The organism is Streptococcus sp. 517s (assembly GCF_054445985.1).
Window position 1 is genome coordinate 1412300 of sequence record NZ_CM136847.1, and the last position, 21254, is coordinate 1433553.

The 21254-nt window shown below is 44.5% G+C and carries 18 protein-coding genes; 2 read left to right on the top strand and 16 right to left on the bottom strand.

Annotated elements, in window-relative coordinates:
• Positions 1-229: 229 nt before the first annotated feature.
• The 3 genes from scrK to ACVX3R_RS07195 form a co-directional block, all read right to left on the bottom strand.
• Positions 230-1117 carry a fructokinase ScrK gene (scrK, locus tag ACVX3R_RS07185; RefSeq protein ID WP_000164288.1) on the bottom strand — a complete coding sequence of 296 codons (888 nt, stop codon included), beginning with the start codon at positions 1115-1117 and terminating at the stop codon, positions 230-232.
• 158 nt (positions 1118-1275) lie between these two features.
• A complete protein-coding gene (locus ACVX3R_RS07190) occupies positions 1276-3162 on the bottom strand; it encodes a sucrose-specific PTS transporter subunit IIBC (RefSeq protein WP_458794710.1) in 1887 nt (628 codons plus the stop codon).
• A gap of 64 nt (positions 3163-3226) precedes the next feature.
• Entirely contained in the window at positions 3227-3448 is a 222-nt protein-coding gene (locus ACVX3R_RS07195; protein WP_458794711.1) for a hypothetical protein, read from the bottom strand.
• A gap of 91 nt (positions 3449-3539) precedes the next feature.
• Between ACVX3R_RS07195 and ACVX3R_RS07200 the strand changes: the two genes are divergently transcribed.
• Together ACVX3R_RS07200 and ACVX3R_RS07205 are read left to right on the top strand one after the other, a co-directional pair.
• Positions 3540-4994, top strand: coding sequence for a sucrose-6-phosphate hydrolase (locus tag ACVX3R_RS07200; protein ID WP_458794712.1), 1455 nt, complete (start codon positions 3540-3542; stop codon positions 4992-4994).
• A complete protein-coding gene (locus ACVX3R_RS07205) occupies positions 4975-5940 on the top strand; it encodes a LacI family DNA-binding transcriptional regulator (RefSeq protein WP_458794713.1) in 966 nt (321 codons plus the stop codon). Before ACVX3R_RS07200 ends, ACVX3R_RS07205 begins: the two co-directional genes overlap by 20 nt.
• A 35-nt stretch (positions 5941-5975) precedes the next feature.
• Here ACVX3R_RS07205 and ACVX3R_RS07210 read toward each other — a convergent pair whose 3' ends face one another.
• The 13 genes from ACVX3R_RS07210 to ACVX3R_RS07270 all read right to left on the bottom strand — a co-directional run bounded on the left by ACVX3R_RS07210 (position 5976) and on the right by ACVX3R_RS07270 (position 21205).
• The gene (locus ACVX3R_RS07210) at positions 5976-7250 is read right to left on the bottom strand and encodes a hydroxymethylglutaryl-CoA reductase, degradative (RefSeq protein WP_458794714.1); all 1275 of its coding nucleotides are present in this window, start codon (positions 7248-7250) and stop codon (positions 5976-5978) included.
• The gene (locus ACVX3R_RS07215) at positions 7250-8422 is read right to left on the bottom strand and encodes a hydroxymethylglutaryl-CoA synthase (protein ID WP_458794715.1); all 1173 of its coding nucleotides are present in this window, start codon (positions 8420-8422) and stop codon (positions 7250-7252) included. The genes ACVX3R_RS07210 and ACVX3R_RS07215 overlap by 1 nt, the downstream gene beginning before the upstream one ends.
• Before the next feature lie 118 nt (positions 8423-8540).
• Entirely contained in the window at positions 8541-8996 is a 456-nt protein-coding gene (locus ACVX3R_RS07220; RefSeq protein WP_458794716.1) for a threonine/serine exporter family protein, read from the bottom strand.
• A gap of 1 nt (position 8997) precedes the next feature.
• Positions 8998-9756: a threonine/serine exporter family protein gene (locus ACVX3R_RS07225; RefSeq protein WP_458794717.1), complete on the bottom strand. Its 759-nt coding sequence runs from the start codon at positions 9754-9756 to the stop codon at positions 8998-9000.
• 85 nt (positions 9757-9841) lie between these two features.
• Positions 9842-11722 carry a Stk1 family PASTA domain-containing Ser/Thr kinase gene (gene pknB / locus ACVX3R_RS07230; protein ID WP_458794718.1) on the bottom strand — a complete coding sequence of 627 codons (1881 nt, stop codon included), beginning with the start codon at positions 11720-11722 and terminating at the stop codon, positions 9842-9844.
• The gene (locus ACVX3R_RS07235) at positions 11719-12459 is read right to left on the bottom strand and encodes a Stp1/IreP family PP2C-type Ser/Thr phosphatase (RefSeq protein ID WP_000401532.1); all 741 of its coding nucleotides are present in this window, start codon (positions 12457-12459) and stop codon (positions 11719-11721) included. The genes pknB and ACVX3R_RS07235 overlap by 4 nt, the downstream gene beginning before the upstream one ends.
• A 15-nt stretch (positions 12460-12474) precedes the next feature.
• A complete protein-coding gene (gene rsmB, locus ACVX3R_RS07240; protein ID WP_458794719.1) occupies positions 12475-13788 on the bottom strand; it encodes a 16S rRNA (cytosine(967)-C(5))-methyltransferase RsmB in 1314 nt (437 codons plus the stop codon).
• On the bottom strand, positions 13781-14716 hold the full coding sequence (gene fmt, locus ACVX3R_RS07245; protein WP_458794720.1) for a methionyl-tRNA formyltransferase: 936 nt from the start codon (positions 14714-14716) through the stop codon (positions 13781-13783). The genes rsmB and fmt overlap by 8 nt, the downstream gene beginning before the upstream one ends.
• 12 nt (positions 14717-14728) lie before the next feature.
• Positions 14729-17125, bottom strand: a complete 2397-nt coding sequence (locus tag ACVX3R_RS07250; RefSeq protein ID WP_458794721.1) for a primosomal protein N' — start codon at positions 17123-17125, stop codon at positions 14729-14731.
• A gap of 65 nt (positions 17126-17190) precedes the next feature.
• Entirely contained in the window at positions 17191-17505 is a 315-nt protein-coding gene (gene rpoZ / locus ACVX3R_RS07255; protein WP_002874282.1) for a DNA-directed RNA polymerase subunit omega, read from the bottom strand.
• Positions 17506-17529: 24 nt separating this feature from the next.
• The gene (gene gmk / locus ACVX3R_RS07260; RefSeq protein ID WP_000775041.1) at positions 17530-18156 is read right to left on the bottom strand and encodes a guanylate kinase; all 627 of its coding nucleotides are present in this window, start codon (positions 18154-18156) and stop codon (positions 17530-17532) included.
• A 134-nt stretch (positions 18157-18290) separates the two neighbouring features.
• Positions 18291-19904 carry a ribonuclease Y gene (locus ACVX3R_RS07265; RefSeq protein WP_458794722.1) on the bottom strand — a complete coding sequence of 538 codons (1614 nt, stop codon included), beginning with the start codon at positions 19902-19904 and terminating at the stop codon, positions 18291-18293.
• A 203-nt stretch (positions 19905-20107) separates the two neighbouring features.
• Positions 20108-21205, bottom strand: coding sequence for a nucleotidyltransferase (locus ACVX3R_RS07270; protein WP_458794723.1), 1098 nt, complete (start codon positions 21203-21205; stop codon positions 20108-20110).
• Positions 21206-21254: the final 49 nt, after the last annotated feature.

Consider the following 21254-nt stretch of genomic DNA (forward strand, 5'->3'; position numbering starts at 1 on the left):
CTATTTTTCGATAGTGAATTGAGGACTTACCTAGCCTTTCCGCCGTGATAAAAACACCTGAAATCATTAGATTTCAGGTGTTCGGAAACTTTGAGACATTAGGCTCAAAGTTTAGGTATGGAATTTCGAAGAAAGTCGCTACCGTCCGTAATCACTTAAGGAAAGGCTCAAAAACATTTTCATCAAACAAAACATCCGTTTGGTTTCCCAAGCGGATATTTTGTTTATTTTATTTTGCAACACTCTTAGCAAGGACAAAGTTTCCAAGTGTGGCAGAACCATTTCCAGCAACTGCTGGAGTGACAATGTAGTCACGCACGTCTGGTACTGGTAGGTAACCATTTAGAAGAGCTGTAAATTTCTCACGCACACGGTCCAGCATATGTTGTTGGGCCATAACCCCACCACCAAAGACGATCACGTCTGGACGGAAAGTCACTGTAGCATTGACCGCAGCCTGAGCGATATAGTAGGCTTGAACGTCCCAGACAGAACTGTTGAGTTCGATGTTTTCACCACGAATACCTGTACGAGCTTCGAGACTTGGACCAGCCGCAAATCCTTCCAAACAGCCCTTGTGGAAAGGACAAACGCCGTTAAATTCTTTCTCCACATCCATTGGGTGTTTAGCCACATAGTAGTGACCCATCTCAGGGTGACCCACACCACCGATAAACTCACCACGTTGGATAACACCTGCACCGATACCTGTACCAATCGTGTAGTAAACCAAGTTTTCGATACGGCCACCAGCATTGTTACGAGCAACCACTTCACCATAGGCAGAGCTATTTACGTCAGTGGTGAAATACATGGGTACGTTGAGGGCACGACGTAGGGCACCAAGTAGGTCTACATTTGCCCAGTGAGGTTTTGGAGTCGTTGTGATAAAGCCATAGGTTTTTGAGTTTTTATCGATATCGATAGGACCGAAGGAACCGATGGCAAGACCTGCAAGATTATCGAATTTTGAAAAGAACTCGATGGTTTTATCGATAGTCTCGATAGGAGTTGTTGTAGGAAACTGTGTTTTTTCTACAACGTTAAAATTTTCATCTCCGACAGCACAGACAAACTTTGTACCGCCCGCTTCTAAGCTTCCATATAATTTTGTCATGATAAACCTCTTATCTTTGTTTTCTCTATTATAGCACATTTTAAAGGGCTAGATTTCTCAATATTTTAGATTTTACTCTGTAAATCTTACCATCCAAGTAAAAACGAACAAACATGATATTTGTTCGTTTTGTTTTTAGATTTGATTTTTGAAGAGGACTAGGCTTTCACTTCGATGATAGCGTCACCCTTGACAACTGAACCGCTTGCGACTGGTGTCACAGAAGCGTAGTCTGCCGTGTTGGTTACGATAACCATTGTTGTGTCGTCAAGACCTGCAGCAGCGATTTTGCTTGAGTCAAAAGTTCCGAGAACATCACCAGCTTTGACCTTGTCGCCTTGAGCAACTTTTTGTTCAAAGCCTTCACCGTTCATAGTCACTGTATCGATACCAACGTGGATCAAGATCTCAGCTCCATTAGCTGTCTTCAAACCGTAAGCATGTCCTGTGGCAAAGGCAATCGATACTTCGGCATCAGCTGGTGCGTAAACCACGCCTTGGCTTGGTTTTACAGCGATCCCTTGTCCCATTGCACCACTTGAAAAGACTGGATCGTTAACATTCTCAAGAGCAACTACATCCCCAACAATTGGAGTTTGGATTGTTTCATTTTGAGGAGCTACTGGAATGTTACCAGTTGTTTCTTCTTGGACTAAACGTTCTGTTGCCACTTCAGAAGCAACTTCTTTTTCATCCTCGTAACCAAACATGTAAGTAAGGGCAAAACCAAGAACGAATGATACAGCTACCATAAGAAGGTATTGAAGCAATTGACCGTTACCAACGTACAACATTGTACCAGGGATGATGGTGATACCATTACCAGTACCAGCAAGTCCAAGGATAGAAGCCAATCCACCACCGATAGCACCAGCGATCAATGAAAGGAAGAATGGTTTACGGAAGCGCAAGTTCACCCCGAAGATAGCAGGCTCTGTAATACCGAGGAAGGCAGAAAGAGCAGCTGGGAAAGCAAGTGTTTTTAGTTTAGGATTCTTCGTTTTAACACCAACGGCAACAGTTGCAGCCCCTTGAGCTGTCATCGCTGCAGTAATGATAGCGTTGAATGGGTTCACATGGTCCGCAGCAAGCAACTGCACTTCAAGCAAGTTGAAGATGTGGTGTACACCTGATACGACGATCAATTGGTGAACCCCACCGATGACCAAACCACCAAGACCAAACGGCAAGGCAAGAATCGCTTTTGTTCCGAGAAGGATGTAGTTTTCAACAACGTGGAAGACTGGTCCGATGACAAAGAGTCCAAGGATAGACATGACCAAAAGTGTCACGAACGGTGTCACCAAGAGATCCAAGACATCTGGAACCACTTTGCGGAGAGCTTTTTCAAACTTGGCTCCGACCACCCCAATGATGAAGGCTGGAAGAACAGAACCTTGCAAACCAACAACAGGAATGAAGCCAAAGAAGTTCATAGCTGTTACTTCACCACCTGATGCTACAGCCCAAGCGTTTGGAAGTGAGCCAGAAACCAGCATCATACCGAGGACGATACCAACAGCTGGGTTGCCACCGAATACACGGAAGGTTGACCACACAACTAAACCTGGCAAGATGATGAAGGCTGTATCTGTGAGGATTTGGCTGTAAATGGTAACATCTTCTGGAAGTGTCATTCCAAGAGCGTTCAAGAGTCCACGAAGACCCATGAAGAGACCAGTTGCTACGATAACTGGGATGATTGGCACAAAGACGTCACCGAAAGTACGGATAGCACGTTGGAACCAGTTTCCTTGTTTAGCAGCTTCTGCTTTCATGTCTTCTTTAGAAGATGTTGGCAAACCAAGTGCAACCACTTCGTCGTACATCTTGTTTACTGTACCTGTACCAAAGATAATTTGGTATTGCCCTGAGTTAAAGAAAGCTCCTTGAACTTTATCCAAGTTCTCAATCACTTCCTTATTGATTTTCCCTTCATCTTTGACCATGACACGTAGACGAGTCGCACAGTGGGCTACACTGTTGACATTTTCACGTCCGCCAAGGGCTTCGATGACCTTTTTTGCAATATCCTGATTGTTCATTTGCAAAAATCTCCTTATAAAATTTTGTTCTTGTTTGAAAGCGATTTTATTCGCCCTACGACTATTATTTTATCACGTTTCCAAAATATGTCAAGCGTTTTGCAGAATTTTTTATTTCCTTTCTTTTGTGCCTGATTATTCTTGCTCGTTTTTGAGGGATTTTTTCTTTTTCCTCAAAAAATATCTTTAAACTTGAGAAATCAAGGTTTTTATTTACATTTTCTTTCATTTTTTCGTGAAAATTTGCCAGATTTCCTTTACTTGATTTCTGGCAATCGTTTGACATATTTTTCTCTTTTTTAACATAAAAGGCTTGCTTTTTTTTCCGAAAACGTTTACTATTAATAATAGAATAGAACTTATGGAGGAAAGATAAAATGGAATGGACAACTGAGCGCCGTTATAGACGCTATGAAGACTGGTCTAATGATGAAATCAAGCAAATCAAGGAAAAGATGGCACAATCTCCTTGGCATACTCGTTACCATGTCGAGCCAAAAACAGGACTTCTCAATGATCCAAATGGCTTTTCTTATTTCGATGGCAAATGGATTCTCTTTTACCAGAACTTCCCCTTTGGTGCAGCCCATGGGTTGAAGTCTTGGGTGCAGCTTGAAAGTGATGATTTAGTGCACTTTACAGAAACTAATGTCAAAGTCTTGCCTGATACAAAACTCGATAGCCACGGGGCCTACTCTGGATCAGCTATGCAGTTTGGCGATCAGTTGTTCCTATTCTATACAGGAAATGTCCGTGATGAAAACTGGATTCGTCACCCTTACCAAATTGGCGCTCTTTTGGACAAAGGTGGCAAGATCACTAAGATTGACAAGGTCTTGATTGACCAACCAGCAGACTCTACTGACCACTTCCGCGACCCGCAAATTTTTAACTTTAAAGGTCAATACTATGCCATCGTCGGTGGACAGGACTTGGAGAAAAAAGGCTTCGTCCGTCTCTACAAGGCTGTGGACAATGACTACACAAACTGGCAATCAGTTGGCGACCTTGACTTTGCTAACGACCGTACTGCCTACATGATGGAATGTCCAAATCTAGTCTTTGTAGGGGAGCAACCTGTCCTTCTCTACTGTCCACAAGGATTGGATAAGGCTGTTCTAGACTATGACAATATCTATCCAAACATGTACAAAATCGGGGCTTCCTTTGATCCTGAAAATGCCAAAATGGTCGATGTGTCTCCATTGCAAAATCTAGACTATGGTTTTGAAGCCTATGCAACGCAAGCCTTCAACACTCCAGATGGACGTGCATTGGCAGTAAGTTGGCTTGGACTGCCAGATGTTTCCTATCCATCTGACCGTTTTGACCATCAAGGAACCTTCTCATTGGTCAAAGAACTCACTATCAAAGATGGCAAACTCTACCAATACCCTGTCTCAGCCGTCAAAGAACTTCATTCTTCTGAAGAGGTCTTCTCAAATCGTACTCAAACCAATAACACCTATGAACTCGAGCTCAACTTAGAAGCCAATAGCCAAAGCGAGATTGTCTTGCTCGCTGATAAAGAAGGCAAGGGCCTTTCAATCAACTTTGACCTTGTCAATGGACAGGTGACAGTGGATCGTAGTCATGCTGGTGAACAGTACGCCCAAGAATTTGGTACGACTCGTTCTTGCCCTATTGATAACCAAGCTACTACTGCCACTATCTTCATAGACAAGTCAGTCTTTGAAATTTTCATCAATAAAGGAGAAAAAGTATTTTCTGGTCGTGTCTTCCCACATGCGGACCAAAATGGTATCCTCATCAAGTCTGGAAACCCAACTGGAACTTACTATGAATTAGATTATGGTTGCAAAACTAACTGATGTCGCAAAACTTGCAGGCGTCAGCCCCACTACCGTCTCACGGGTCATCAATAAAAAGGGGTATCTATCTGAGAAAACCATTCAAAAGGTAAATGAAGCCATGCGAGAATTGGGCTACAAACCCAACAATCTGGCTCGAAGCCTCCAAGGAAAATCTGCCAAGTTGATTGGACTCATTTTCCCAAATATCAGTCATGTCTTTTATGCGGAGTTGATTGACAAGTTGGAACACCAACTCTTCAAAAATGGCTACAAGACCATCATCTGTAACAGCGAGCATGACTCTGAAAAAGAACGGGAGTACATTGAAATGCTGGAGGCCAATCAGGTGGACGGTATCATTTCTGGGAGTCACAACTTGGGAATCGAAGACTACAATCGTGTGACGGCGCCGATCATTTCCTTTGACCGAAATCTATCACCAGACATCCCTGTCGTCTCCTCTGATAACTACGGTGGCGGGGTTCTCGCCGCCCAAACCTTGATCAAGACAGGCGCCCAATCTATCATCATGATTACAGGAAATGACAACTCTAACTCACCGACTGGACTGCGCCATGCTGGCTTTGCCTCTGTTCTCCCGAAAGCGCCTATTATCAATGTTTCGAGTGACTTTTCTCCCGTCAGAAAAGAAATGGAAATCAAAAATATCTTGACCCATCAGAAACCAGATGCCATCTTTGCTTCGGATGATTTGACAGCTATCCTAGTTATCAAAATTGCTCAAGAGCTGGGAATTTCTGTTCCTGATGAGCTCAAGGTCATCGGCTATGATGGAACTTACTTTATCGAGAACTACTATCCTCATTTGACAACGATTAAGCAGCCTATGAAAGAGATTGCCCAACTCACTGTCGATCTTCTCTTACAGAAGATTGAAGGTAAAGAGGTCGCGACAACCGGTTACTTCTTACCCGTTACTCTATTACCTGGAAAAAGTATTTAAACACAAAAAAACTCAGACTGATTCGTCTGAGTTTTTTATAATCTTAAGTTTTCGAGATAGCGCTGGGCTGTCTCTAAGTTAAAGGTTTTATCTGCGATGAGCCTCTCAACGAGGGGAGCAACTTCAGACTCACTAGCACCAGCTAGGAGCGCTAAGGATTTGGCCTGTAATTTCATGTGGCCTTGCTGGATTCCTGTGCTTACCAAGGCTTTGAGGGCCGCAAAGTTTTGGGCGAGACCGATGGATACGATAATCTGAGCTAATTCTTTGGCAGAAGGATTTCCCAGTAGTTCATGACTGAGGGCTACACGTGGGTTGAGACCGATTGAGCCACCCTTGGTCGCTACCGGCATGGGTAGGGTCATCTCACCGACCAATTCTTCTGTGTCCCTATCTAGACTCCATCGACTGAGACCTTGATAGTGTCCGTCCCGACTTGCAAAGGCATGGGCCCCAGCTTCGATGGCACGCCAGTCATTACCAGTGGCAATCAAAATGGCATCAATACCATTAAAAATCCCTTTATTGTGAGTAGCTGCTCGGTAGGGATCAGCCTGTGCAAACTGGCTAGCCAAAGCTATTTTCTCCGCAACCTCTCGTCCTTGGTCCCTTTGGGGACTCAAATAGCGAAAGGCGATACGACAGCTTGCAGTCACCAGAGAATCGGTCGCGTAGTTGGACAAAATTCCCATAAGACTCTGTCCCTGACTGAGTTCTTCTAAGACTGGTTTCAAGGCTTCCAGCATGGTGTTGAGCATATTGGCTCCCATGGCTTCCTGAGTATCGACATGGAGATAAACAACGAGAAAGTCTGTTTCACCTTTGATCTGATCTACATGCAAATCACGCGCCCCGCCACCACGTTTGACGATAGAAGGATAGGCTTGATTAGCAAGTTCCAAGAGCTCCGCTTTCTTGTTGGCAATCTTCTCTTGCGCTTGTTCAGGTTCAGCAACTTGATAAAGGGCTATCTGACCGATCATCTGGCGCTCATGTACTTGAGCAGTAAAGCCACCTGCTCGCTTGATGATTTTACTAGCATAGCTCGCCGCAGCAACCACTGAGGGTTCTTCTGTCACATAGGGAACTGTGTAGTCCTGACCGTTCACCAAAAGCTCTGGAATGATAGAATAAGGCAGAGAAAAAGTTCCCACTACATTCTCACTCAACTGGTCTGCAACTGCCAAGCTGACTTGTTCATCCTGCTCCAGACTGGTTTGCTTTTCAGGACTAAGGAGCGCCTGAGCTTTCAGTAACTCAAGGCGCTCATGGTATGACTTTTTAGAAAATCCATTCCAACTTAACTTCATTATTTTTCAACCTTGCTATAACGGCGTTGGTGGTCGAGAATTTCAACCAAGGCATAGTCTTGATTTTCAAAACCTGCAAACTGGGCTGAACCAGATTCATCCAACTGCACCTCTTCAAAGAAGACTTTTTCATAGTCTGCCACAGACAATGCTGTACGTTGCTTGAGTTTGGTCAAACGATCCTTATCAAGGTAGGCCTCATAGCCTTCAACCAGTTCTCCACTAAAGAACTCTGAAACCGCTCCACTTCCGTAACTGTAGAGGACAATTTTATCTCCAGCTTTCAAATTTTCTGCATTTTCCAAAAGGGAGAGAAGCCCAAGGAAGAGGGAACCTGTGTAGATATTCCCAATCATCTGACTGTAGAGAATGGACTTATCAAAGTTTTCTTGCAGACTATCCTTTTTTTCCTGAGACAAAGTCTTATCCATCATCTTGCGCAAGCCTTTTAGGGCTAATTTGGGATAAGGCAAGTGGAAGCAGATAGCCGCAAAATCATTCATAGTCCAGTCATAGCGTTTCTTGTATTCATCCCAAGTCGTCGTAAGACTGTCAAGATATTGCTGAGTTGAGTACAAGCCGTTTACATAAGGAGTAGTTGAATAGTTCGGACGCCAGAAATCCATAATATCACGCGTTTGGGCAACATTATCATTGTTAAAGGCCATGGTACGCGGATTTTGCGTAATCAACATCGCCACACTCCCAGCTCCCTGAGTTGGTTCACCCGGAGTCGCTACACCATACTTGGCAATATCGCTGGCGATGACCAAGACCTTAGACTCTGGAGAATTTTCCACATGCAACTTGGCATAATGGAGGGCAGCTGTTGCTCCGTAACAAGCTTCTTTGATTTCAAAACTGCGAGCGAACGGCTGGATACCTAATAGACCGTGAACAAAGACCGCCGCAGCCTTACTCTGGTCAATACCTGACTCAGTCGCCACGATGACCATATCGATTTCTTCTTTTTCTTTGTCTGTTAAAATAGAGTTGCTTGCACTAGCTGCCAAGGTAACAATATCCTCAGTCAATGGTGCAATGCTAATTTCGTTTAATAAGAGACCCTTACTATATTTATTCGGATCAACTCCTCTTGCTTCTGCTAGGCCTTGTAATTTCAAGACATATTGACTGGTCGCAAAACCAATCTTATCAATACCGATTGTCATATTTACCTCTGTTTTTTCATTCATTGTAAAAAATCGTTCTATTCTATTTTATCACAAATAGGAACAAATGAGAGAAAAAAGACTTGATTCAACAAATCAAGTCTTTGCTTTGACGACATTAGGAGGATATGCCTCGCTGTTTTCGGATATAGTAATAAAGCTTTAGAATCACTGTTCCACTTGCCATCCCGATGGAAATGACCAGAGCCAACATAACTACTAGCGTTGCACTGGTAAGGGCATGACTGTAATCGCCTGTCACAAAGAAAGCTGTCGTTCGATAGGATAGATAACCGGGCACCAAGGGGGCAAGAATGGCCAAGACAAAGACTGCTGCTGGCGTCTTATAGACAATACTTAGAATCTGGCTGATGCAAGAACCAACCACCGCTGCGATAAAGGTCGCAACAATAACATTGGTTGGTTCTTTAAGTACAAGGTAGAGGAGCCAGACACCCATTCCCAGAACACCACCAGGTAGGAGCATAGAGCGTTGAACATTCAGTACGATTAGAAAGGTGATAATGGCGAGTAAACTCGCCACTGCTTGGAGTAAAATACTTGTTAGAGTCATCTTATGTCATCAAAACTAGGGCGACAGAAGTGCCAGCCCCTAAAGCGAGGGTAATGAGCAGAGATTCAAACATCTTGCTCATACCAGAGTTGATATGGTTGGTCATGATATCCCGAACTGCATTTGTCAGAGCAATCCCTGGAACAAAGGGCATGACGGCTCCCGCTATGATCAAGTCTGCCGTCGAAGGAAATCCTGTATAGCGGGCCCAGAACTGGGCAATCAAGCCGAAAACAAAGGCTCCTGCAAAGGCGGTTACAAAAGGAATGCGGACAAACTTCTCTATATAGAGAGAGAAAGCAAAACCAAACAAGGTCGCAACGGCTGCACCAAATGCGTCATAGACATTTCCCCCAAACATAATCGAGAAGAAAGGGGCACTGAGGGTCGCTGCGATGGTCACTTGGAACTTGCTATAAGGAAGGGGTTGATTCCCGATCTCTTTGAGCTTTGTAAAGGCTGTAGAAAGATCAATCTGGCCACCCACAAGTTCTCGAGATACTTGGTTGACATCACAGACTTTTTCGATGTTATAGGAGGATGATGTCACCCGCTTCATTCGAGAAATATTGGTATTCTCAATAGAAAAGAAAATAGCTGCTGGCATGGCAAGTACATTGCAATCCATAATCCCTTGTGAATGGGCAATACGGATCATGGTGTCCTCAACCCGATAAATCTCCGAACCGCTTTTTAAGAGAATGGTTCCAGCTAACATAATGACATCAATAACGGCATTCAACTCTCTTGATTCGTCCATTTCCTCCTCCTTTTCTGCTTCCTATATTTTATCATAAAAATCAATGAAAAAAAATCTTTGTCATGAAATCATGACAAAGATTCGTTTAATCTCGAGAACTTTCACGGGTTCCTTCACTACTTGATTGACTAGTTGAAGGAGTGTTTCCTTGTTGGTTCCCCTGATTTGGAGTTGTAGAAGAACCTTGGTTTCCACGCTGTGCAGAATTAGAAGATGACGTTGACGGTGGTGTTTTCGGTTTGTAGATGGAAAGTTTGATACGCGTGCTAGCAAGGTCAACCTTTTCACCCGCTTTTGGTGTTTGATCTACAACTGTACCTTCTGCTGTGCCTTCAGGAGCAGTCGAAACTTCGACAACCTCAATATTGGCCTCTTTTACACCGACAATCTGTGTCAAATTATTCTTTGTAAATTCGAGACTTGAACCGATATAATTTGGCATAGAAACACTTGTTACTTTCTTAGCAACCGTTAAAGTAATTGTGCTGGCTTTTGAAAGATCATAAGTCGTACCTGCCGCAGGACTTTGTCTGAGAATGGTTCCAGGTTCGCTTTCGCTGGATTCCTCCTCTTCCATCTTGATTAGATTCTCAGGAACCTTCTTCTCCTTGAGTTCAGCTACGACATCCGTATACTTGCGTCCAACATAATTGCTCAATTGGAAGGATTTCTTGCCAGAAGAGACAATCAAATTGACCTTGGTCCCTTCTTTTCGGTCGCTGCCAGCTTCAGGATCCGTTCGAATAACGCGTCCTTCTGCCACGGTATCGCTGGCCTCTGACTTTTCTTCACCAGCTTCAAACTTGGATTTTTTAAGAGCTTCTTTTGCCTCTGCAACAGTTTGTCCAGCCACGTTAGGAATAGCAATCGTTGCTGGTGTTCTAGATAAAATCCAGACCAAAGAGGCTGCAACTAATAGAAGACTAGCTAAAAGAATCATATAGCGAGCCTTAAACTTCCGCTTTTTAGTTGGCTTTTGCGTAGGTGCTTGCTCTGGAGTTAATTTCTTTGACTGAGGACGTTCTTCCTGCGCCGGAGCTTTTGGAATCGAGGTCAATGTACTTTGTGGGACTTTAGGTAAAGTCTTCGTATCCGCCTTACTCGCATCGTCAAAGACCAGTTTCGGTTCATTCCGACGATTATAAGACAAGCTAGTTGACAAGTCCACATACATTTCTGAAACAGACTGATAGCGATCAGATAATTTCTTAGCAGTTGCCTTGATGACAACATTTTCCAAAGCCTGAGGGACAGATGGGTTTTCAGCTATGACGGACGGAAGTGGTTTCTGGAAATGCTGAAGGGCAATCGTAACCGCACTATCCCCATCATAAGGAATATGACCCGTCAGCATTTCATAGAAGATAATTCCCATTGCATAGATATCACTCTGGAAGGTCGCTTTTGAACCACGCGCTTGCTCAGGTGACAAATAATGAACCGAACCCAGCATCGAGTTGGTCTGGGTCAGACTCGTCTCTGCAAAGGCCACTGCAATCCCAAAGTCAGTAACTTTAGCAGTTCCATCTGGCGTCAAGAGGATATTTTGAGGTTTCAAATCTCGGTGAACAATTCCTCGAGCATGGGCTAAACGCATAGCTAAGAGAATCTGTCCCATGATCCGAACCGCTTCTTCATTTGAGAGTGGAGAGTGTTCCTTAATATAACGTTTGAGGTCCAGTCCTGCTACATACTCCATAGCTAGGTACTGTTGGCCATCTTCCTCACCGATATCTGTTATCCGAACGATATGAGGATGGTCCAGATCCGCCATAGCCCTCGCTTCCCGCTGAAAACGTGCCACAGCAATCGGGTCCGTCTGGTAGTTGGTCCTCAGGACCTTAACTGCCACCTCTTCCCCATCTAGGATCAAATCCTTGGCCAAGTAAACATCTGCCATGCCTCCTCGACCAATCTGCTTGACAATCCGATACCGCCCGGCAAAAATCCTGCCGATTTGGATCATTCTGCCGCCTCCTCGTTCATGTAAACAAGGGCAACCGTAATGTTGTCTAAACCTCCTGCATTGTTAGCAAAACGAATGAGGGTTGCTGCCTTATCTGCTAGGGAAATATCGCTGGTTACGATATCATAAATCTCGCTTGCCGAAATCATATTGGTCAAACCATCACTATTGAGTAAGAGATAATCTCCTGACTCCAGTGTAATCATCCCAAAATCAGGCTGGATTTCATCTTTTTGTCCGATAGACTGCGTGATGATATTCTTTTGAGGGTGTGTTTCTGCTTCTTCTGGAGTCAATTGGCCAGCCTTGAGCAATTCATTAACCAAAGAATGGTCACTCGTCAACTGGTGGTATTCTTCTCCACGAATCAAACCGATACGAGAATCTCCAATGTGAGCATAGATGGCTTGGTTGTCAATAAACGCAACAGCTTCTAGCGTTGTTCCCATGCCTCTGTAGGCTTCGTCCTGACCTAGTTGATGAATTTTTTGATTTTCAATCTCCAGGTAGTGGGCAAACCACTCACGAACTTCATTGACTGAGTCAATTTGGGTATCCACCCAATCCACACCGAGGTCTGTTACCGCCATCTCACTAGCGATATTTCCTGCACGGTGTCCTCCCATTCCATCAGCCAAGATGATCATAGTGCGTCCTGCACGGTTGACAAAGTGATTGACATAGTCCTGATTATTTGTACGTTTCTGACCCACATCTGTTAATAATGCTATTTCCATTGTGTCAGTTCCTTCCTATTCTGATATCTTGCGAAATTGGCTGATAAAGAATCCATCACTTCCATACAATTCAGGAGTAATCAGGATGCAGCCATCTTTCAGGATATCTTTGCATTCGTGTTCTAGTTTAACCTGCTTAAACTCGGGATGACTTTCTAAAAATGCCTCAACGACTTGAAAGTTCTCCTCAGAGACAATAGTACAGGTACTATACGTTATTATACCACCTTTTCGTAGCGTTTGACAAACACTACCTAATATTTCCAGCTGAATTTCCTGTAAGGACGTAAAATCTGCTGTTTCTTTATTGTATTTGATATCTGGTTTGCGGCGTAAAAGTCCAATCCCAGAACAGGGAGCATCTACCAAAATCTTGTCAAAAGAGTCCCGACCGAAAAACTCATGCACTTTTCTGGCATCCAATTTTTGCGTTTGCACTCGATCTGCTACTCCCAGGCGTTGGGCATTTTCTTGGATCAAGTCCAACTTATGATCATAAAGATCCAAAGCCGTCACCTTACCGGATGTGAGATAAGAAGCCATATGGACTGTTTTCCCACCCGGAGCGGCACAGGCATCTAGGACCTGCTCATCACCTTGTAAATCAAGAGTCGGAGCAACTAGTTGACTGGATTCGTCTTGGATAGTTATAGCCCCTTCTGCGAACAAATCATGTCCTGCAAAGTGGCCTTGCTCCTTGACCAAACCAGTAGCTGCCAAAGGGGAATCGGTCGCCTCTAACAAAGCTTTGATTTCCTCTTTTCGACTCAAGTCGGTCACCCGGATGCTGGCTTTGTTACGCACCAAGAGATTTTCAAAGATAGCTTGTGCTCGCTCTTCACCGTATTCTTCCTTAAGTTTAGACACTAGCCAAACTGGGAGAGAATAGGCAATGGAATCACGCTTATTTTTGCGTTTGATGCTGTCAACATCTGGCCAGCCTTCTCGCAAAATACGACGCAAGACAGCGTTGACCAATTTTTCACTGCCTTTTTTACGGGCTTTGGCTAGTCCTACCGCTTCATTAACCACAGCATGGTCTGGAATCTTATCCAGATAGCGGAGTTGGTAGGCACTCATGAGAAGCAGGAGATAGAGCCAGTTATCTAGCTTATCCCGATCTTCGATAAAGTGGGACAGGTACCATTCTAGAGTGAGTTTTCGGGCTACCGTTCCATAGACAATCTCTGTCACCAACCCCTTATCTGCTACTGAGAGTTGACTCCCCTTGAGGTATTTGTTTAAAGCAATATTTGAGTATGCTTGGTTCATCAAAACATCCTCTAGCACTGCTAGAGCTAGACTTCTAGCCGTTTCTACTTTAGTCACCAAATCGTTCTCCTACAGTCAATGTCCGTCCCACTCCGTTGAGGAAGGAAGCAATGTCCATCTTAGGCTTCCCAGCTGGCTGCACTTGCTTGAGAGATAGAGCTCCTTCAGCCGCTGCAACGATCAATTCTTTCTTACCAATAGAGAGGATCTCACCTGGAGCTCCCTGACCTTCTACTGGCAGGGCTTCATAAATCTTAAAGCGGTCGCCTTTAAGGAAAGTGTGGGCAACAGGCCATGGATTCATCCCTCTGATTTGGTTGAAGAGTTGACGGTTAGTCTTATTCCAGTCCAACTTTTCTTCCTCTGGTTTGATATTTGGCGAGAAAGTGACCTGACTTGGGTCCTGAGGCACAGGTTTGATCTCCCCAGCAATATAGGCAGGCAGGGTGTCCAAAAGCAAGTCACGACCAACAATCGCTAATTTCTCAAACAAGGTGCCGACATTGTCCTCATCTGTGATAGAAATACTGCGACGAGAAATCATATCTCCTGCATCCATTTCCTTGACCATTTCCATAATGGTCACACCAGCTTCCTCATCCCCTTGAATCAAGGCATAATGAATGGGTGCGCCACCGCGGTGTTTTGGAAGGAGGGAAGCGTGAACGTTGACCGCAAAATCCATGCTATCAAGGAGTTTACTTGGGAGAAACTGCCCAAAAGCAGCAGTGATAATCCCATCTGCTCCTAGCTTCATAATAGCTTCCATCTCTGGACTTCCAGATAATTTTTCAGGTTGGTAGATGAGAAGGCCAGCTTCTTTGGCAGCCTGCTTGACTGGGGTTTCTTGGATCACTTTTTTACGGCCGGCAGCGCGGTCTGGCTGGGTCACAACAGCTAGAATCTCGTAACGTTTATCTGATAACAACCCCTTCAAAACTGTCGCTGAAAAATCGGGAGTCCCCATAAAGATTAGTTTTGTCATTTCTTCTCCTTCTTATAAAAATTGCTGCGGCTCATGGTCAATGCTGAGACGAAGCTCGCTATTTTCCCGTTCTTGAGTCAAGGCCAAGACCTGATTGAGAGTTGGACCTAGCTCATCTTCTAAACGGTATTTAATCAAAATCTGGTAATGATAAAGGTTGTGGGTACGGGCGATGGGTTTTGGCGTTGGTCCAAGGATTTTACTAGTTTCCGATAAACCTGAGCGCAAAATCCCCATAACTTCATAGGCACGTTTGATAACCTCCTCTTCTTTCTTGTGAGAGAGAGTAATCCCAATAGTGAAATAATAAGGCGGATAGCCGAGTTGGCGTCTGATACTCATTTCATAAGTGTAAAAACCTTCGTAGTCTTGGTCTTTGGCAAATCGAATGGCATAGTGCTCAGGATTGTATGACTGAATCAAGACCTGCCCAGCTTTTTCCGCACGTCCTGCCCGACCAGCCACCTGAGTTAAGAGTTGGAAGGTTCTCTCAGAAGAACGGAAATCAGGCAGATTCAAGGCCGTATCTGCATTGAGCACTCCGACTAGGGTCACATTTGGAAAATCCAAGCCCTTGGCTATCATCTGAGTTCCCAGCAAGATATCTGCTTCCCCTCGGCCAAACTGGTCAAGAAGAGCTTGGTGGCTGCCTTTCTTACGGGTCGTATCCACATCCATCCGCAGAATGCGGGCCTGAGGAAAAAGCTCTGCTAGCTCATCGTAGGCTTTCTGAGTCCCCGTCCCATAGTAACGAATACTGCGGCTCTGACAGTTGGGACAGACATGAGGAATTCCCTTAGAAAAGCCACAGTAATGGCAGTTCATGGTCTTGGTATCCATGTGCAGGGTGAGAGAAATGTCACAGTTGGGACAGCTATCTACCGTCCCACACTCCCGACACATAACAAAGCTAGAATAACCACGACGATTGAGCATGAGAACAACCTGCTCTTTTTTATCCAGGCGATCTTGAATGGCTTCCAGCAAAGGAGGCGTAAAGTTTGACGTCTCATTCTGCCCAATATAGTCCCGAAAGTCAATCACTTGAACCTCAGGAATAGTGGCCAAAGGATTGGCCCGTTGGGTCAGGCGTAAGTGTTGATAGACTCCTTTTCCAGCCCGCGCACGGCTTTCTAAGCTCGGTGTTGCTGAGCCAAGGACTAGGGCTGCTTGATTGTACTGGGCTCGTAAAATGGCTACCTCTCTAGCATGATAACGGGGATTGCTGTCTTGTTTGTAGCTAGCCTCATGCTCTTCATCGATAATTATGACGCCTAGATTTTTCAAAGGAGCAAAGATAGCTGATCTGGCACCAACAACAACTTGGGCATCGCAACGTTCAACCTTGCGCCATTCGTCGTACTTTTCACCATTGGACAGGCCTGAGTGAAGAATAGCCACTTTCTCACCAAATCGAGCAATAAAACGCTCCGTCATTTGTGGCGTCAGAGAAATCTCAGGTACCAGTAAAATGGCTGTCTTCCCCTTGTCCAAGGCCCCTTGGATAATCTGCAAGTAAACCTCAGTTTTCCCACTTCCTGTAATCCCTTGAAGGAGGAATGGAGGCTGTTGACTGCCAATAGCACTGACAACGGCATCACGCGCCTGTCTTTGTTCAGGATTCAATTTCAAAGGTGTACTTGCTTCAATACCTTCAAAATAAGCAGCTGAGCGTTGCACTTCCTTTTGGACTATGGACACAGCACCTTGTTCTACAAAGAAGTTGACTTGCTCGCGTGAGTAGGATTCTAACAAGCTAGCCAGAGGAGCACTTTCAGGATGAGACAGCAAATAGTCTCTCAGCTCTGCCTTTTTCTTGGCACGCGCAGAAATCTCAATCTTCTCTAGCTGAGTATCATCAACCTCATACCAAGACTGGGTCTTGACCTTCTTTTGATCGACAGCCTGGTATTCTAAGCGGAGCAGACCTTTTCTAGTCAAGCGCATCATTTCTGCCTGTTTGGCCAAATCCAGAGAAGAAAAGGCTAGCGAATCTTCTGAACCAAACAAGCGCTCTCGGTCTGCCTGGCTCAGACCTTCCAGAGGATAGAGAATCTTATCATAACTGGAGTTTAAAAACCCTGGAAGCATAGCTTTTAGAATGGAGATTTTGTAAGAAAAGACTGACTTGCGTAGTTCCTCAGCCAGCCAGAGTTGCTCTTGGGTGAGAACAGGAGAAAAGTCTAAGACTTCTGCAATCTCCTTCAAGTCCTGATCAGCTTCTTCCTCATCTGACTGGAACTCCAAGCCTAACACAATCCCTTGGATCAAACGATTGCCTTTGCCGAAGGGGACATGAACCCGCATACCGACTTCTAGCATGTCTACAAATTCTTCAGGGACCTTATAACTATAGGGCTGGTCCGTCTGCATCAGGGGAACATCCACGATAATCTTTGCGATCGCCATTTTCTCACCTCCTTCTTGTCAGTAAATTCTAGCAATAGAAAAAATAAGATTGAGTCCCCCCAACCTTAAATTTTTTCACCATCTTCTTTTTCTTTAGCAATTTGCTCTTTGATTTTCTTTTCTTCTTCTTCTTTGCGGCGTTTTTCTTCTTCGATACGGAGACGAACCGCTTCACGTTTTCCTTCTGGATCTGGGTGAATGGTTACATTTCCAGACTCGATTTCTTCCAAAGCACGAAGAGTTGATTTCTCAGACTTAAACTCTTGAGTTGCTGGTGCTCCTGCTTCTAGTTCGTGGGCACGCTTTGCTTCCAAGATTACGAGTGAATATTTTGATGGTACCTTGTCTAGCAAGGTATCAATAGAGGGTTTTAACATCATTTGCTTGTACCTGTTTCCTATAGTTTATCGAGTAGTTGGAGATTTTGGCAACATCTCCTGGTAGTGACCAATGACACGGTCCACACGGAAGTGTTCTGCTTCGATTACACGCTTGACACGCTCAGCAGCGAGGGGCACCTGATCGTTGACAATGGCATAATCATACTCACGCATGAGAGCAATTTCTTCCTTGGCTTTTTCGATTCGTTGGGCAATCACTTCAGCGCTATCTGTTCCACGACCTACCAAACGATCTTGCAATTCATCCAAATCTGGTGGCGTTAGAAAGATAAAGACAGCATCTGGAACCTTTTTCTTAACCTGAAGGGCTCCTTGGACTTCAATTTCAAGAAAGACATCGATTCCCTTGTCCAGAGTTTCATTGACATAGGTTAGAGGAGTTCCATAGTAGTTACCGACATATTCTGCATATTCCAACATCTGACCTTGACGGATCAGCTCTTCAAACTCTTCACGAGTACGGAAGAAATAGTCCACTCCGTCCACTTCACCAGGACGTTGCGCGCGTGTCGTCATCGATACAGAGTATTGAAATTGATTCTCAGAACTCTCAAAAATCTCTCTTCTAACCGTTCCTTTCCCAACTCCTGAAGGACCAGAAAAAACGATTAGCAAGCCTCGGTCTGCCATTATGTCTCCTTTAATTAGTCTGTGAAATAAAGTGAAATTTCTCTCGGATACTGATGATAGCATCAGTTATCCTTCTACAGTCTTTCTATCTAGTGTAACAAAAAAGCAGTAATTTTTCAACTGCTCTTTCTTATTTATTTAGCATAATCTACTGCACGAAGTTCGCGGATCACGGTTACCTTGATATTTCCTGGGTAATCGAGATTGTTTTCAATTTTCTCACGAACTTTGTGAGCCAAGATTGTGACTTTGTCGTCTTTGATTTGTCCTGGATTAACCATGATGCGGATTTCACGTCCTGCTTGAAGGGCAAAGCTATTTTGCACTCCTTCAAAGCCATTGGCGATTTCTTCCAAATCATGGAGACGCTTGATATAGCTTTCAAGAGACTCGCTACGAGCACCTGGACGCGCTGCACTCAAGGCATCTGCTGCAGCAACAATCACTGCAATGACGCTTTCGGCTTCCACATCGCCGTGGTGGCTAGCAATCGTATTCACCACAACTGGGTGTTCCTTGTACTTACGAGCCAACTCCGTACCAATCTCAACGTGGCTGCCTTCAACCTCGCGGTCAATAGCTTTCCCGATGTCATGAAGGAATCCAGCACGACGGGCAAGAGCTGCATTTTCACCAAGTTCACTGGCGATGATACCAGACAACTTAGCGACTTCAATCGAATGACGCAAGACATTTTGTCCATAAGAAGTACGGAACTGCAAACGTCCCATAATCTTCATCAAGTCTGGATGGAGGTTTGGCGCACCAATCTCATAGGCAGCAGCCTCTCCATATTCACGGATTTTATTGTCAATCTCTTGACGGTTTTTCTCCACCAACTCCTCGATACGAGCTGGGTGTATACGGCCATCCTTGAGCAACATTTCCATGGTCATACGAGCAATTTCACGACGAATCGGATCAAATCCTGACAAGGTCACCACTTCCGGTGTATCGTCGATGATCACATCGACCCCTGTCAAACTTTCAAAGGTACGAATATTGCGTCCTTCACGACCGATAATGCGTCCCTTCATGGTATCGTCTGGTAGGTGAACTGTAGAGTTTGTTGACTCCGCTACATAATCACCAGCGATACGTTGCATAGCCTGCACCAAGATATCTTTAGCAATCTTGTCTGAACGTTCCTTGACTTCTTGCTCAGCTTCACGAATGCGGCTAGCAATTTCCTTAGTCAAGTTTTCCTCTGTCTGAGCCAAGATAATATCTCGAGCCTCAGCTTGGGAAAGGGAACTGATACGTTCAAGTTCAGCTTCTTTTTGTCTTTCGACTTCCTCTAATTGCTCTTCACGTGCATCAAGGTTTTTTGCTCTATCAGAAATACTTTGTTCTTTTTGTTCAAGTGTTTTTTCTTTGTTCGTCAAATTGTCGTCTTTGCGGTCAAGGCTCGCAGCTCTCTCCGTCAAACGACTTTCAATTTGCTTGAGCTCCTGACGTTCTGACTTAAATTCAGCGTCCACTTCTTCACGGTATTTTCTGGCTTCCTCTTTGGCCTCCAATAGTGCTTCTTTTTTAAGAGACTTGCTTTCGCTCTTGGCTTCATTTAGCAATAAATCCGCTTCGCGCTCAGCTTGTCCTCGTAAATTAGTTGCTTCTTGTTCAGCATTTAGAAGCATCAACTCTGCAGCCTCTTGAGATGATTTCATCTTAGCTGAGATGCTGACATATCCAATGACTAAACCAATGATGACGGCAAAAACAGCAATCGCAAGTGTCATGATTTCCATGTTTTTACCTCATTAAATTTGTTTATCGAATGACATACATTCCTTAATATTCTATCATAAAAAACCGATTTTCACAAACCCAAATTGAAGAGTTTTGTGTGAATTTTAGGAGAAATTCCTTAGATTTTCAAGTAAAATTAAGAATCTTTAAAAATTTAAATTTCCACGAAAAACGAAGCAAAAAAGCCTACCTTTCAGTAGACTTAGTTTGTTTCTATTCTAATCGGCACTCTTCCGAAATTCTGCTCTACGATGCTTGGCTGTCCTAGTTGGTAAATCTGGTCTGCTTTTTGGGTCATGGCATCCCAAGGTTCTTTGCCAATTCGACTGACTAGAGAGACCTGTTCTTTCAGAGACTTTAGATGTTTTCTGCCTTTTCCAGTAAATCCAAGGACATGGATGCCTTCTGGCAAGTCGCTTTCTCTGGCCTGCACCAAGATATAAGTCAAGAGGCGACGTACACGCGCCTTGGTATAACGCTTGGTCGCAACCGCCTCTACCAATTCGTCAACAGACTGGGCTGTCTTGATGGCATCCTTGATGCGCACAGCCATTTCTTGATTGACCTGATAGATGGTTGTTAGGTCTGGATTTGACAAGATTTGATAGCGGAGAAATGGAAAATAGTCATCCCAGCTTACCTTACTCGCCTGCTCAAAGAGGGCAACAGAAGGCATAAAGCGTTCTAAGAAATCTTGATCTGTTTGGTGCTGACGGAGGGCTGTCGCCGAGGCAAAGTCCACAGCCTTGTCTACAGAATGGTAACCAGCTCCCTGACGCTGAATCGGATGGAGTTTGATTCTACGTCCCGCAACCGCCTTGGCATAGGCCAAAGCCAGAACATGATTGGGGGTATGGCCTGAAAAATCAAGACCAGCAAATTTCTTCCACATGGCTTGGGTTTTCTGGGGATAAGAGAGGGAATCAGGCAGATTTTCCACAAAATTCTCCATCTCGGTACCTTGTTCTGTGTATAAGTCAGATATTTTTTGATAATCCAGAACTTCCTCTGTCCCAAAAGCTAGTCTATCAATACCCAAGCGAGCCAAGATATCCACAGCCCCTTGACCGAAGAAATCTGCCGCCTGAACACTGACTAAAAAGGGCAATTCCACTACCAGATCCGCTCCATTTTCCAGCGCCATCTGAGCCCGAGTCCACTTGTCCACGATAGCAGGCTCTCCACGCTGCATGAAATTCCCAGACATGGCAACAATTTTCAGTCCCTCCGCCTGCTCAAGCAGGTATTTGTGGCCATTATGAAAAGGATTGAACTCCGCGATAATACCTGTGATGGTCATCTGTACCACCTCCGTTCATAGTAGCTAATATTTTTTTCCACTATACAGA

What these genes read in the sequence shown, in the direction of transcription:
- scrK (WP_000164288.1), bottom strand. Translation starts at nt 1,117, where the DNA reads ATGACAAAATTATATGGAAGCTTAGAAGCGGGCGGTACAAAGTTTGTC.
- ACVX3R_RS07235 (WP_000401532.1), bottom strand. Translation starts at nt 12,459, where the DNA reads ATGGAAATAGCATTATTAACAGATGTGGGTCAGAAACGTACAAATAAT.
- ACVX3R_RS07250 (WP_458794721.1), bottom strand. Translation starts at nt 17,125, where the DNA reads ATGGCGATCGCAAAGATTATCGTGGATGTTCCCCTGATGCAGACGGAC.
- pknB (WP_458794718.1), bottom strand. Translation starts at nt 11,722, where the DNA reads ATGATCCAAATCGGCAGGATTTTTGCCGGGCGGTATCGGATTGTCAAG.
- ACVX3R_RS07200 (WP_458794712.1), top strand. Translation starts at nt 3,540, where the DNA reads ATGGAATGGACAACTGAGCGCCGTTATAGACGCTATGAAGACTGGTCT.
- ACVX3R_RS07220 (WP_458794716.1), bottom strand. Translation starts at nt 8,996, where the DNA reads ATGACTCTAACAAGTATTTTACTCCAAGCAGTGGCGAGTTTACTCGCC.
- ACVX3R_RS07270 (WP_458794723.1), bottom strand. Translation starts at nt 21,205, where the DNA reads ATGACCATCACAGGTATTATCGCGGAGTTCAATCCTTTTCATAATGGC.
- ACVX3R_RS07195 (WP_458794711.1), bottom strand. Translation starts at nt 3,448, where the DNA reads ATGTCAAACGATTGCCAGAAATCAAGTAAAGGAAATCTGGCAAATTTT.
- ACVX3R_RS07215 (WP_458794715.1), bottom strand. Translation starts at nt 8,422, where the DNA reads ATGACAATCGGTATTGATAAGATTGGTTTTGCGACCAGTCAATATGTC.
- gmk (WP_000775041.1), bottom strand. Translation starts at nt 18,156, where the DNA reads ATGGCAGACCGAGGCTTGCTAATCGTTTTTTCTGGTCCTTCAGGAGTT.
- fmt (WP_458794720.1), bottom strand. Translation starts at nt 14,716, where the DNA reads ATGACAAAACTAATCTTTATGGGGACTCCCGATTTTTCAGCGACAGTT.
- ACVX3R_RS07190 (WP_458794710.1), bottom strand. Translation starts at nt 3,162, where the DNA reads ATGAACAATCAGGATATTGCAAAAAAGGTCATCGAAGCCCTTGGCGGA.
- ACVX3R_RS07205 (WP_458794713.1), top strand. Translation starts at nt 4,975, where the DNA reads ATGGTTGCAAAACTAACTGATGTCGCAAAACTTGCAGGCGTCAGCCCC.
- ACVX3R_RS07265 (WP_458794722.1), bottom strand. Translation starts at nt 19,904, where the DNA reads ATGGAAATCATGACACTTGCGATTGCTGTTTTTGCCGTCATCATTGGT.
- ACVX3R_RS07225 (WP_458794717.1), bottom strand. Translation starts at nt 9,756, where the DNA reads ATGGACGAATCAAGAGAGTTGAATGCCGTTATTGATGTCATTATGTTA.
- ACVX3R_RS07210 (WP_458794714.1), bottom strand. Translation starts at nt 7,250, where the DNA reads ATGAAGTTAAGTTGGAATGGATTTTCTAAAAAGTCATACCATGAGCGC.
- rpoZ (WP_002874282.1), bottom strand. Translation starts at nt 17,505, where the DNA reads ATGATGTTAAAACCCTCTATTGATACCTTGCTAGACAAGGTACCATCA.